Here is a 15,637-nt window from a genome sequence, read left to right on the forward strand (position 1 = left end):
CAATTATTGGGACGCTTCCTATGTGCCTTGGAAACAACGGTCAGTCAAAAAGACCATGAAATTGCTAACTAGATGAATCCCGGATTTGCGGGCTATGTGTTCCAGGCACCGCTCAATTATCAATCAAAAGAAATTGACAAAGGATTCACGACGCGGGCGATCGCTCCAAGCGTCATCTCTTCCCTAAAAGCGACAGACCAACTCGAAAACGCACGTGAATATCAGCGTCTATCGCCAGCCACGTGGCAACCTTGTGACAGAAAGCATTCCTAAATCATTGGGATAATTGTCACCCGTTGCCGGTCGTTGCTATGAAACGTTGTTTTGCGAAATCGCTTCGCCTTTTTCAAACATTGGAAGAACGAGTCCTGTTTGACGCTGCGGTTGCTACTGAGCCCCCCGCCGAGTCGCAGACACCCGATCAAGCTGAACAAGCTGATTCAGCGACGATGGTTAATGACGAATCCGCCTTAGACGAGGCCGCTGCGGAGAACCTGCAGCTGGTTGAGAAACGCCGCGAACTGGTCATCGTCGATCCGGCCGTCGAGTCGTACCAAGAACTCATCGACGATCTCATTAATCGTTCGGAAGAAGACCGCACACTCGAGGTGATCCTATTGCAGGGAGATGCGAGCGGTTTTGACCAAGTGAGCGAACTGCTAGCAAGTCGACAGGACCTCGATGCGATTCATGTGGTGTCCCACGGCGAACAAGGAGCGTTTCGCCTTGGAAACGACTGGGTCGACTCGCAGAGTCTGTATGTGAATTCAGGAAGTGTCGCGGCATGGGGCGATGCTCTGACGACGGACGCTGATATCCTGCTGTATGGTTGCGATATCGCAGGATCCGAGCAAGGCATTGAGCTGGTGGAACAACTCGCCAGTCTGACAGATGCCAACGTCGCGGCCAGCGACGATGACACGGGCGCATCTCAACAGGATGCGGACTGGGAGCTGGAACATCATCATGGATCAGTCGAAACCGAGATTGCGTTTAGCGAATCGGCTCAGAGCTCCTACTCGCACCGCCTTGCTGCAGGGCCTCAGGTCACCTTGCCAAACGCGACCCGCGACGTGCAACTCGGCTCAACATTCAACTTCGACGTGACGTTTGAAAACACGGGAAGCGATGTCGGATATGGGCCGGTCGTCGACTTGCTGTTTCCTGCCGCGGGCATCGACGGATACGATGGAGTATCGTTTGGCTCGGCTAGCTATCTTGGCACTGTGGTCAACTCGACCGTCAGCACGTTCGCCAACGATTCCAATGGATTCGGAGTGGTGGAGCATCCTTACTTTGAAATCGTTCAAAACGAGACGCAAGCAATCACGATTGATTCCGCGACGACCGGTGGGACGTTCACGTTAGGCTTTGGTGGTCAGACTACAACGGATCTTGCTTTCAATGCGGATGCCGCCACGGTGCAAGCGGCTTTGGAAGCACTTAGCAGTGTCTCGCCTGGTGATGTCAGCGTCACCGGTGGAATGAGTGACGGGTATGTGTTGGTGGAGTTCATCGGCACCCAAGCTCAAACGGACGTCAGCGACATCACAGTGAACAACGCGAGTTTGGTCGGTGGAACGGCCGCCGCATTGACCGTGAACGACGGCTCCGCGACAGCAACGAGGCAACGTCTGTTTGGACGCGCAGGTGACCAGCTCGTCACTTTGGAGTTGCCCTTTGGCTCGTTTGCTCCGGGGCAGCCTGCGGCAACTGTGAACGTCACTGCCACCCTGAGTGAATTCGCTGATCTCGGTGAGGCGTTGACCATTGGTGCACGGAGTGGTTTTCGTTTTGGTGAAGACCCCGTTGATAATCCTGACGCAGACGCCGTTTTGCTGAGCGACAACGAGGTGGACGTCAGCGGTGCTTCAGCGGGCAGCCAATGGTCAGAAACCATGGCGGTCAATCCAACACTCATCTCGCTCACCAAATCCTATTCGGGAGCGGAGAATGAGATGGCAACCGGTCCAAGCTACGAATCACAGTATGTCATTCGAGTAGACATTGCCGATGGTCAAACGATTTCGGATTTAGATGTCATTGATTCGCTTCCAGACAACATCGTTGTTACCAGCATCGACTCGGTGACCGTCGGTGGATCAAACGCAGCCTACACCGATAATCTCGGCAGTTTGACAACGCCGGGCACCTCGCAAGACCTGATTGTCAGTTTAGACAATGACGTGACGGGGACGAGTTCCAGCAGCGACGTCGTTGTGACGTTCAGTTTCTATGTGTCGGAATTCGATGGCAATTCGGATCGCGTGATTCCAGTCAACGGGGAAGACGATACCACATCAACTCCAGATTCACGATCATTCAACAATGCTCGTGCCGAAGGAACCTGGACGCCGACCGATGGTCTGGATGCGCCGGCGGTCGCCATGGCGGATCCGACTGGTCCCGAGCACACGTTGGATAACAAGGCTATTGCGATTCAAAAGACAGTTGCGGTTGTCAACGATGTTGGTTCGCCTGGTGCGACGCCCGGTGACGTATTGGAGTACACCCTTGAATTTCAAATCAGTGACTATTTCACGTTTGGAGACCTTCAAATCACCGATTTGTTTCAGGACGGTCAATTATTTGATTTCGGTTACGGGGCGACATTTGACATCACCGATTTGAATGGCAGCGTCACTGGTAGCTTCACTGTTCGTGAAGTGATCGATCCCGACGGTGGTGAGACATTGGTTGTCGACCAAACTCAGATCGACCGCTCGGATGATACGTCCGAAAGTGGAACTTCCGACGGATCCACAACGCTGACATTCGATCTTTCGCAAGTACTCGTCAACAACGGTGCTGCCGACGGAATTTTGCAAGGCGGTTTGAGTGACGGCCCCACCAATCAAGGTGCCGCCACCGGGACGATCCGGTTCCGAACCGTGATCCAAGATGAATACGCCGATACTTTTCCATCAGGAGACCGCAGCGTCGACCAAGGCGACGTGATCACAAATTCCAGTCTGACGATTTCGGGGACGGTTCGGGAAAACGCCGAAGACGACGATCTCGCAGACGGATTCGCCTCGATGGAACGTGTTCTGCACACCGAGTCCGACACCTCATCGGCCTCCATTCAGATCCAAGGCGGCACGCTTGCAAAAACGGTTTATGCGATCAATGGCAGCACCACCTTGCCGACCAATCCGGATACTGGAAAGGTAATCTTGGTCGCGGGCGATGTGGTGACGTATCGGATCAACTACTCGTTGTCCTCGACCGACTTCGAGAATTTGGTCCTTACCGATTACTTACCACTTCCGATTTTTGACGTCACCGATCATGACGCGGATGGATTCGACAACGCGGGTGCCACCTATGGATGGACAGTCGACATTGGGAATTCGTTTGATACAACGCCACCGGGTTCTGGAGTCATCGAATTTGGTGCCAACGACTCCTTCTTCTATAGCAATGGGACGAACTCGAATATCACACCCAATATCCTGATTGACCCTGTCTCCAATTCACTTGCATTGGAATTTGGGAACTACGACGACCCAAGCTCACCTGCCACTGAAATCGAATTGTATTTGTCGGTGACTGCTAGCGATCTTCCAACGGCCGATGGTTTGTTTTTGACCAATCAAGTGAGGGCCTCCGAAGGGACCACCCAGCAAGATTCCACTGTGCTGGATGAGATCATTCAAGTTGAGATGACTCAACCCTTATTGGCAATCCAAAAAGGCGTCGTCGACACCGACAGCACCGATGCCAATATCACGGGTTCGGTTGGGCCAGTAACGTTTGCGTCCGTCGGGTCAGGCGGGACGTTCACGGGCACTCTCCATAGCGACGGACTAGAAGCCACACCAGTCGACGCGAACATTGACAATCTCGAAGCGGGCGATCGTGTTCGCTATGCCATCGTGATTGAGAACTTCGGTTCCTCTTATCGCGGAGCCCATGACGTCACCCTCCAAGACCAATTGCCTGACGGATTTACTTTCGTTGGCGGTTCGATGCGAATCGTCGACGGGACCGGGGCCGATCACACGTTCACCGACGTCAATGGCGGCAACCCAGGGCTCTTTGGAGACGGGATCATCATTGATGACCCTGGCCCCACCCCCGGATCGTCTGGAATCGATGCAGGAGCGATTGATGGAGACGACCCCACAAACGGCCGGAACATTCTCGTGATTTTGTACGACGTCGAGCTCACCGACGCGGCGACGATCAATCAAACGCACACCAACACCGCCGAGATCACGCACTACGCGTCGAAGGAAGGCGGACAGAATCATGCGGCTGGTTTGACTGAAACCGCTGATGCGACTACATCCAACTTTGATGGAACTAAAACGATCGTCTCGACGGATCAGGCGCACACGACATTCGAGAGCGGCGCCGAACGCGTGACCGTTGGCGAAACGATCCGGTATCGAATTCAAGTCGAAATTCCCCAGGGGAGTTTAGACGACTTTGTAGTCCGCGATCTTTTACCAAACGGCTTGACGTTCATGGACGATGGCATGGCGAATGTCGCATTCATTAGTGACGGTGGATTGTCGTCGGACACGATCTCAGGTGTCGGGCTGGATTCGACCAACCCGGCGTACACACCAACCTTCGCATTGCCTGACACTGCTGTTTCGATTTCCGCCAGCGGCCAAGACGATACGTACGCAACCGGCACCGACGTCTATTTCAAACTTGGGAATCTGACGAATTCAGATACAGATGCCAATGCGGAGTACGTGGTCATCGAATTCAATGCTCTGGTCGACAACAGCGTTTCAGGCAGCAACGACAGTGGCGATGGACGCTACAACGATTTTCGCGTCCAATCCGGGGACACGACTGAATTTGATCTTCCAGACGGAAGCCGGCCGTTGGTTCAAATTGTTGAACCATTAATCAGCCAACCCAGCATCACGTCCAGCATCGCAAACGTTGATGCAGGGGACGCAGTTGAATACACAGTGGACTTCGCGGTCACCAGCGGAACGAATCAATCCGACGCATTTGATGTCGTATTCGATGCGACATTGCCTGACAATTTCACCTTCGATTCCCTCAATTCCATTCGAATCGATGGCGTTGTGGTGAATTTCGGTGACGCGGACTACCCGACCATCTCTCAGTCAGGCTCTAGCTTGACGGTTACATTTGATCGACTCAATGAAGGTCAGACTGTTGAGATTGTTTATGACGGAGCGGTGGACGGTACTGTTACACCAGACGATACGCTGACAACCGCTTCGACGTTGACGTGGACCTCCCTGGCAACCGACTCTGGATCAGGGACAACCAACGGGGAACGCGATGGGAGCAACACCACCGGCGTCCCCAACGACTACTACCAAGCCGCGTCGCAGGATGTAGACGTCGCCACGACTTGGAACATCACGAAGACGCTCGTTGGAACCGAAATTGTCTCGGGTGGAAATGGTGCGAACCAAGGTGTGATTGGCGAGTTGGTCACCTACCGCTTGGTCATTGATTTCCCGGAAGCAACCGTTCCCCAATCCATCATCACGGATCAATTGGATGCTGGGCTGGCGTTTGTCAATGTGCTCAGTACATCGGATAGCGGGATCACCTTCAGCGGATCGCTGACACCCGCGATTACCAACAACGGCCAAACCATCACCTTCGATTTGGGGACGGTGACCGATAGCGACACCAGTGACGGAAACGGTGGGCAACTGACGATCGAGTACCAAGCTGTGGTACTGAACACCTCGGGCAACCAAACAACCACTGCACTCGATAATGTTGCCACTTATACCTGGGGCAATAACTCCGACAACAACGTTACTAATGACGCGGCTGACGTGATTGTTGTCGAACCTGAAATCACACTGGATCAAAGTATTTCCATTGCCGGGAATGCAGGCCAAACAACGGGGGATGCTGGCGACGCGATTCAATACACGATCGAGATCACCAACGGCAGCGGCTTAGACGCATTTGAGCTAGGCTTCCTGGATGATCTGCCAACAAACGGTTCCGCATCCGTATTAACAGGAGTCACCTTCTCGGTCACTGACACGGAAGGCTTGGTGTCCAACTCTGATTTCACTCTGTCTGGGTCGGACGGAACCGGATATTCGCTGGAATACACCGGTACCGATTGGGACATGCTCGCCTCACAGGTTGGACGGACGATCACAATCACCGTAGATGGGACGATCGCGTCCACCGTTACCCCCAACGCAAGCTTCGAAAACAATCCTGAAGTGGATTGGTCTTCGTTGAATGGGACCGTGCTAGATCGAAGCCCACACAACACTGCCAGCGACGAGCGAGTCGGAACGGATTCGAGTGATAACACGGCCGACTACATCAGTGGCGATGCACTCTCGTTCGTAGTGAACCCGCCCGGTTTTGTGAAGTCCCTAGTTTCAACGAATCAGACGGAGACGACCGGAAGCAATGTGACGATCGGTGAAGAGATCACTTATCGATTGTCGGTCACGATGCCGGAAGGAGAGTCCCCCGACTTGACCCTTGTCGATCAACTTCCAGATGGTTTGCAGTACGTATCGTTTACCTTGGATACGGCCGGATTCAATGGAACCGTCGGGGCACCGACCGTGACCGGTGGCACCTCGGACGGCGAGGATGTCACGTTCGCCTTTGGTGCGATCAGCACGGCAGTCGACAACAATGGAAGCAACAACTCGTTCAGTATTCTGGTAACGGCGGTCGTGACTGACAATCCTGGCACGACGGGATACACCGGTTCCCAATCAGTGCTCAGCAATGTTGCGACGATTGATCTATCTGGAGATGCGGTTGCCCCGGCTTCATCCAACTCTGTCGATGTGACCGTGGTCGAATCAAATCTGGGAATTTTAAAGTCGATCGACCTGGCCGACGTGAACGCTCGAGACGAGGTCACCGTCACCATTGAAGTCGAAAACGATGGCCCCCACGCGGCGTACGAAGTGAACCTGCAGGACGTTTTGGATCCAACGGTCTATGACATCTCCACGGTCAGTTTCACGACCACTGAATCAGGATTCACTGAGGCCAATAGTTCTGGGACCATCACCTATTCCGGTGGGGACATTACGTCGGGGGCGACCGCGACGTTCGAGTTCACCGTGCGAGTTCATGACGATGTTGTCGTGGGGCAAGATTATACGAACACGGCACGAATCACGTCGGCAACCACGTTGGATGGAACGGAAACCGGCGAACGCGACCAGACTGACGCCGATGGCGATTCGAGTGATGTGGACACGGATAGCATCCATGCACGTGAACACACACTGGATGGATTTGTTTACTTCGACGCAGACAACGACGGCGTTTTCGACGGCTCCGAAACTGGAATTGACGGGGTCACGGTCACCCTCACCGGTACCGACCACCTCGGGCGTGCAATAACCCCTCGAGTCTTCACGACCGGGTCGGGCGCGAATCCAGATGGTTTCTATCTGTTCGAAGACCTTCGACCGGGGACCTATTCAATCACCCAAACTCAGCCCACCACCGCCCCCAACGGAAAGGCTTACATGGATGGAACCGATACCATTGGAACCGGTGGCGGTGATGATTCGGCCAACGACACTTTCACGACCATCGTTCTGTCGACGGCAAACGAAAATGGCGGAGCCGACTACAACTTTGGTGAATTGGAAGAAGGCGAACTTTCCGGAATCGTCTATCACGACGCGAACAACAATGGCGTCTTTGACGCGGGCGACAGCGGGATCGACGGCGTGACAGTCACATTGACCGGGACAGATGACAATGGCGTGATCACTCCGATCGTGTTGGTCACCAGCGGCGGAGGGCTGTATGCATTTGATGAATTGCGTCCGGGCGAATACACAATCACGGAAACTCAACCAGCTTTCAATGCCCCCTCTGGCCGAGCCTACGCCGACCGAGCAGAGACCGATGGTTCGCTCGCGAACGGAGCTCTTTCCATCAATGACCAGATCCATAGTATCAACGTAGCGGCTGGGGACACCGGAACCGAGTATCGCTTCGGCGAAGTCATTGAGTCCGTGATTTCTGGCTATGTGTTCACGGACCAGAACAACGACAGTGATCGCTCTGACGGAATTGGAATCTCGGGACAATCGGTTCGCATCACAGGAACCGATGACGTTGGCAATACCGTGGACCAAACGGTGTCCACCGATGGCAATGGCTTTTACCAGTTCGCTGGGCTACGCCCATCCGATGCGACCGGATACACCATCACCCAAGTCAGTCAGCCTACCGGATATTTGGACGGGATTGATACCGTTGGTTCCCAAGGTGGAACGTTGGGCAATGATCAATTCACCGCGGTCGTGATCAACAGCGACACCGATGGCTCAGAAAACAACTTCGCTGAACTTCGTCCCAATTCGCTCGAAGGCTATGTTTTCAATGATCGCGACAACGATGGCGAGATTGACACGGGTGAGGGCGGAATCGCATTGGCCACGTTGCGATTGACCGGAACCGATGATCGAGGAAACGATGTGGACATCACCGTCCAAACGGATTCGAACGGCCGGTACGAATTCATCAACCTACGTCCTTCAGATGCAACCGGATACACCATCACCGAAACACAGCCACCGGAATGGAATGATGGCCAGCACGTCGACGGCAGTCTTTCCAATGGCGATGACAGCGTCGCCAACGTGATCTCTGGAATCGATGTTGTCGAGAATGCGGCAGGTATCGATTACAACTTCGGCGAGCGTGGTGCCTCGATCTCCGGAACCGTATTCTTCGACGACGACCGCAATGGAACGCAGCAAGCGGGAGAAACCACAGGTATTAATAACATTCGCGTCGAGCTCTATGACAGCGCAGGCACCAACCTGCTGGAATTCACGACGACCGATTCGGCTGGCGACTACCGTTTTGATCATCTCGCCGCTGGGGACTATGTCGTGCGTCAAATTCAACCACGCTATTACACCAGTACCAGTGCAGATGAGCTGAACGTGACCTTGCCAGTCACTGGTTTGACGGAACAGGATTTCGGTGAGACTCAATTTGAAATTGGAGGCGTTGTCTATTGGGACGCCGACAACGACGGAACCAACGACATTGGGACGGAAACAGGATTGTCCGGCGTCACCGTGACGTTACAAATGGACCACGATGGCGACGGGAATTTCGAAGAAGACTTTGTCACCACCACCGACGCGAACGGCAACTATCTGTTCACCGAAAAACCAGGCGTCGACTATCGAGTCGTTGTCACACCGCTTGCGGGCACGACCCAAACTGACGATCCCGATGCAACGCTGGATGATCAAGCCACCTTCGTCGTGGGACTCGCAAATTTGCCAACGGATCAGGATTTCGGTTATCGAGGCAATTCGTCCATTGGTGATTTGGTGTTCTTTGACTACTCCGGCGATGGCGGAGCTTTCGACGCAGGCGACAATGACCGAGGTTTTGCTGGTGTCGATATCACCTTGGAGATTGATGTCAATGGAGATACTTCGGTCGACTACACCCAGACCGTCACCACGGCAGCGAATGGCAGCTACTTGTTCGATCATTTGATCGCTGGCGACTACACCATCACCGTTGATTCAAGCGATCTACCAGATCAAGTTGGCAACAACCCGACCTATAACAGCGACGCCACGATTGACGACGCGACCATCATCGTTTTGCCTGTTGATACCGATAACTCCACAACGGATTTCGGCTACCACGGTCATCCGGATTACACGATCACCGTTGTTGACGGAAACGAAAACGTTGTGGCTGGCCAGAGCGTCACCCATGACATCACGCTAGTGAACAACGGCACGTTTCATGGTCAAAACGTCGTGGTGGTTGCCGAGTACCCGACCAACGTGTTGGAGAATGTGACTGCGACCAACGGCGGCGTCATCGACGCCAGCGCCGGAACGGTCACTTGGACCCTTCCCGTCGTCCAAGACGGGGAAACGGTTAACCTTTCGATTACCGGTGATGTTGTCGATGTCTTGGATGCAGAGAATGATCCGCTGACTGTAGACGTCAGCGTTTCTGACGATGCATTCAACGGCGTGGATCTGACAACGCTCAACAATCAAGATTCGGACACCGACCAGATTTCAAACCTTCAATCACTTATGAATGTTCTGGATGTTTCTGCAAATGGCGATCTTTGGGATGTGACCTTCGAGATTAGCATTGAGAACACGGGATCCGTTCGGCTCGATGAGCTAACCCTTCTCGATGACATTGAGGCTCAATTGGGAAGTCGCTTCGTTTCAGTGACGACTCCGGTCGTGGTATCCACCGGAGCCGGAACTCCAACGATCAACTCAGGATGGTCGAGCGATACATCACTTGACCTATTTGACCCCGTCGTGACGAATGAGTTCTTGGACGTGGGTGAATCTTTGACAGTGACTTTTGTCGCAACGATCGATCCTGATGCCAGCGGTACGTCGGCCGCGATCGATAACACCGCAATTGCGGGCGGCACCGATGTGACAACTGTCCCCGGCACACCGCTGCAAGTGACCGACGTTTCGGACGGTGGCAGTGATGTCGCGGGTACCAACCCTGGGGCACCTGGAGACCTAGGCACCGAAGACGATCCAACGCAGGTTTACATTGCCGATCTTGGCGTTGCAACGCACCAGTCATCAGCGGTGCAAGATCCGGCGACTCGCGACTACACCGTCACGTACACCTTGTTCATTGAAAACACGGGTTCCGTCACCTTGGATCAATTGTCGATTTTAGATGATGTCGTCACTCAGTTTGGCGACGCATTTGTCGAAATCGAAGCGGGGACTCTCGCGATCCAAAACACCAGTGGCACGGGAACATTACCAAGCGTCAACCCGGGGTGGGAAACCGACACGACACAATCCTTGATCGACGGCGCATCGGCTTCGCTCGATGCGGGGGACTCATTCGAGATTACTTTCAACGTTGTCGTCGATCCCGATGCGGTGGACGGGTTATCGCAAACGGCTGAGAATCAAGCTTCGGCTTCTGGTCGAGCGTTGGACGAGTATGGAGATGCCTTGCTTAATGGCGGGTCTCCTGTGACGGCAACCGATTTGTCGGATAGTGGGACAGATGCCAATTCATCAAACGCGGGTTTCGACGGCGACACGGGGTCAACGGATGACGCAACGCCTCTCGTATTGCCCGAGATTGGTGCAGCCAAACGCCTTGTGAGTTCCACTGGCGCACCCGATGGAAACCGCGACTTAACCTATGAGATTGTGATTCGGAACCTGGGCACCGTGCCTCTTGATAACATCACACTGACCGAGGACCTGGACGACCGTTTCGGCCCTGGCTTTATATCGGTCGTGAGTCCTCCCGCAATCGTCGCGTCCACGGCGGATCAAGATCCCAATCTTGCTGCATGGAACGGCGATTCCTTAGTGGAAATCTTCGATGGAGCGTCCGGAACACTCGATCCCGGCGATCAGGTTGTGGTTCGCTTCACGGTTCGAATTGATATTGATCAACTTGATTCAACGTCAAACAACCAGGTGGAAGTTTCTGGCGACTACGACTCACGCCCCATGATCGCCGGATACGACGGGACTGTGACGGACTTGTCCGATACCGGAAGTGATCCGGCCAGCAGCAACCCGGGTAACCCGGGCGATTCGGGCGGATTCGATGACCCAACATTGGTTCCCGCGATCGGTGTTGCTTTAGATCATGGCGATCCAACACCAGTCCCCGGCACCGACAACTTCACCGTGCCGGTCACGATCGTGGTAGAGAACTTGGGAGCAACGGATCTGAATAATCTTCAACTCAGCCAAGATCTTGCGGCGACTTTCGGAGACGTCTTTTTAAGCGTGTCCAATACGCAAATCCCAATCGCGGGAGTGACGGGGACGCCTCCGACATTGAATCCGAATTGGGAATCGGATGTCTCGCAAAACATGCTCGATCCCACCACTGGAATCCTGCGTCCGGGAGATGTCTTTGTGGTCACCTTTGACATGCAAGTGGATCCCGATGCAGGTGGAACATCGGCTTTCCTCAACAACCAAGCTGTGGTCACGGGGGCTGACCCAAGCAACGCCACCGCGGTGGTCAATGACCGAAGTGATTCGGGGCAGGATCCGTCAACCACGAATCCTGGCCAACCGGGAGATTCCAGCACGGCTGACGATCCAACTCCATTGCATATTCCTGATATTGGAATCGCGAAATCGATCATTGAAGCACGCCAACGCGGATTGACTTACGACCTGACGATCCAATTCATTGTCGAGAACACGGGCACGGTGGATCTTACTGATTTGCAATTGTTCGACAATTTAGCGACTGAGTATGGAGTCAATTTCGGTCGTGTCGTCGGATCACCTCAAATTGTGCTATCCAACGCGACCGTCGCCCCCGTCATCAACCACGCCTATGATAACGACACCACCCAAAATATTTTCGACGGGTCTACCGGGTTGGTCCGCCCCGGTGAAAGCCTAACGGTGCAAATGACCGTGGAAGTAGTGAGCCAACCGGGGCAAACCGAGGCGACGCTCACGAACCAGGCGCAGGCCGTTGGCAACCCGCTGGACGAGAACGGCGCCCCGCTTCGCAACCAATCCGGCGGCTTGGTCGGTCCTATCAGCGATCTATCCGATAGCGGCGTTGATGCCAACGGAATCAATGCCGGAGAGCCCGGTGATGAAGAAACATCTGATGATCCCACAACGATCGACCTGACCTTCTTTACATTCGATGCTTACAATGATTTCAGCCAAAACGAAAAAGGGCAATTGCAAGATTCAAAACGCGATTCGTCAAAACCGTTTGGTGAAACCGCAGATGGAGGTTTTTACCACCGACATGCGAATCAACCGCGTGTTCTGAGCCAGAACATTCACACGCTGGCTCCCGATCCGATTTTCAGTGGTGCAGCACGGCCAGGCACCCAGATCATTGGTCGGATCTATGACGGCGCGGGTCGGCTGCTGGGAGAGGAGATCTCGCTCACCGATGTCGGTGGCAACTGGATGATGCAGTTCCATCAAACGAACCCAGAACAGCACGTTCGCATCGAATTTGTTGAATTGCCTGGCCAAGCGGGATCGTTTGAGGGCAATGGCGGAGACGGTTTCGGATACCTCGGTATCGATCGCTTTGACAACGAATACGCCTCGCTCGAGCCATGGACTTCGTTCGATCAAGGCAGCGAATTCGTCGCAACGCTACGGCCTTCGGCGCGAAACTCGCTGATGCAAGCACATCGACATTCGACACGACCGCTCGGCCTCGGCAACCATTGATTGTCGGGACGCTTGGTCCATCGCTACGGCTGCTCGACGCGTGGACGAACGGAGTACTTCTCTACCAGAGCTGACGATGCCTGATCAAAACTTTCTCGATCGAGGAATTCCTTGTACACAGCGATCTCTGCGATGGTTCCCGTGAAGAAACTCTTGGTTCGGTGATAGTTGCAGCCGATCAGGTGGGAAGCTTCCGTCGCGATGGGGCAGTTGGCCTGATCTTCCGCGACGAGTTCTCCATTTGCAAACAATTGCAAGGTGTTCTCGGCAAGGCTGTAGCGACAAGCAAGTACGATGGGTGCTTCGGGCGTGATCGATGACGGAGCTCGCGTGCTATGAGTCTTCCTCTTTTCCCACCAAAAGACCTGGGCGACAGGTATGCTGCCCTGTTCCTGCTGAATCGACAGTTTGGCCCGCCCTGTCAGCATCAACAGTTTACCAAAATCGGTTTTTCTAGCACCGTCAAAGTCGCAAACGATGAACACCGTCATCTCATTGCTCGTTTGGATCGGCGTGGTTGCCAGAAAGTGTTTTTCAACGCCATCGAACCGAATCGCTGGGCGAGATGCTGTGTGACTCTCTTCGTAGAGTGGGCGATGGCTCGCCGCGACCTGCCACGCAGCGGAAGGGTACTCGTTGTTGCTGCTGGCAAGATTCTGCCACGAAACGACGCGTGAGCGGGGATCAAGCTGCACCCCGTGACCGGCCTCGAACCACATGACGAGATCGTTTTGGCGGGGCAGAGGCGTAATGATTGCGAGGTCCGATTGGACCTCACCCGATTCCGGAGGCATACGAATGAATCTCTGGGGCAGAGCTTTCATGGGTGTGCCTATCGAATTCTCATCTCCATCAAATCGAACCGCTTCGGTAGCGGTCAGCCGCGTGGACTTGGTGGGCGTATCGCTGCCGGTGTTTCTCCGAGTCGCGAGCAGCTCGACTTCGCCCTTGAAAACATGTGTCTCCGATACGCCCGCTGAAACTCGGACGGCGAACTCCGTACCATGATCGATGACGCGGGAGTCGGGCGTAAGGATTTCAAACCCAACGGCTGATTCTGGAACGACCGCTGTCAGCTTGCCTTCATGCAAAAAACCGCTATTACCAGACAGGACTTCTAATTCCGCAGGCGCTTCCAGCGTCACCGATGCGCCGCTGGAGAACTCAATCACGGCGACGCCTTTGGCCAATTGAATCGACTGACCGGATTGATACACAGACGATTGAACGTTCCACCGATCCTGTTCGAGCACACAGTCAATGCGTTGGGTGATCTTCGCGTCACTGGCGAGCGACGATATCTGGGGCATCAGCTTCGGCTGCGAATCTTCTGACCACCAACTCGGGATCAGAAAGTACCCGGCGGACATCACCAAGGCGACACAAGCGGCAGTCGCTAGATGCTGATAGAGTATCTTGTAACCATGCCGCAACTCGACTGCTGATTCCGGGCCATATCGTGATGACTCAGCATCGACACTCTGCACGACCGCATCATGCAATGCCTTTCCCTGCATCGCCGTACGTGTATCCAAATGAGTCGCCGACCATTGAACGAACTGCTGAGCATTGCGTGGATCTTTGTCAATCCAAGCTTCGAGCTCGACGAGCTCTCCCGGCGTGAGCTCGTTATCGAGATAGCGGTCAAAAAGTTCTTCAGGTGATTTCACGATGCAGTTCCTTCGACATCTAATGATCGATTGATACACTCTCGCAACGCCGTTCGAGCGCGGTGTAGCGTGACAGCCACGGTGCTACGGGTGGTAGCGAGCTCACGGGCGATCTCTTCGAGCGGCTTTTCTTTAATATAACGCAGTTCAATCACCCGCCTTTGTCTGCCTGCGAGGCGTTTGACACAGCCCTGCAAGGCTGCCCGTCGATTCGCAAGATCTTCTTCAGACAGACTCTGGACGGCAGATTCCAGATTGAGCAGCGTGGCGTCGGACAGGACAACTCGATCTCGTCCACATGACCGCAAGTACTCCAACACTTTCAGTCTCGCGATTCCGAGACTCCAGGGCAAGAACGGCCGAGCAGGGTCGTACGACGCAAAGTTCATCGAGACGACGGATGCGATTTCTTGCAGCACATCTTCGGCATGGTGGACGTCCCATACCGTTGCGGCGACAAATGCGCGGAGGTTCGGCTCGGCTTTCACCCACAACACGGTCAAGTCGACTGCCTTTTCAGATACATTGTCATCGCTGGACATGATTCTAGGTCATGGGTTTTTGGAGCAATAATTTCATTTTTCGCTTCAGGCTCTTGCCTGCCGCAGGCAGCGGGTTGGCAAATATCTCGATCAATAACGTAACCTTTCTGAAACCCGCCAACCCAATCCTGAGATTGCGATGTTGTGGTGACAGAGTGAGCGCCGACCATTTCAAGTTCCATGCAATGTGATGTGACCTCGAAACTGAGGGCCGTCGACAATGATGACGACCACC

4 protein-coding genes are annotated in these 15,637 nt (G+C 54.2%); 2 read left to right on the forward strand and 2 right to left on the reverse strand.

The window, feature by feature from the left end; all coding sequences use genetic code 11:
• Positions 1–72 precede the first annotated feature (72 nt).
• Both NB063_RS18655 and NB063_RS18660 read left to right on the forward strand, forming a co-directional pair.
• Positions 73–273, forward strand: coding sequence for a hypothetical protein (locus tag NB063_RS18655; RefSeq protein WP_250930274.1), 201 nt, complete (start codon positions 73–75; stop codon positions 271–273).
• Positions 274–311: 38 nt separating this feature from the next.
• Entirely contained in the window at positions 312–13,190 is a 12,879-nt protein-coding gene (locus NB063_RS18660) for an SdrD B-like domain-containing protein (protein WP_250930275.1), read from the forward strand.
• Between the two features lie 23 nt (positions 13,191–13,213).
• On the opposite strand, the gene NB063_RS18665 is transcribed toward NB063_RS18660, so the two are convergent.
• Positions 13,214–14,860, reverse strand: a complete 1,647-nt coding sequence (locus NB063_RS18665; protein ID WP_250930276.1) for a FecR domain-containing protein — start codon at positions 14,858–14,860, stop codon at positions 13,214–13,216.
• Positions 14,857–15,402: a sigma-70 family RNA polymerase sigma factor gene (locus NB063_RS18670; RefSeq protein WP_250930277.1), complete on the reverse strand. Its 546-nt coding sequence runs from the start codon at positions 15,400–15,402 to the stop codon at positions 14,857–14,859. Before NB063_RS18670 ends, NB063_RS18665 begins: the two co-directional genes overlap by 4 nt.
• Positions 15,403–15,637 lie beyond the last annotated feature (235 nt).

Origin of the sequence: Aporhodopirellula aestuarii, assembly GCF_023701485.1 — a bacterium.
Taxonomy (GTDB): domain Bacteria; phylum Planctomycetota; class Planctomycetia; order Pirellulales; family Pirellulaceae; genus Rhodopirellula; species Rhodopirellula aestuarii.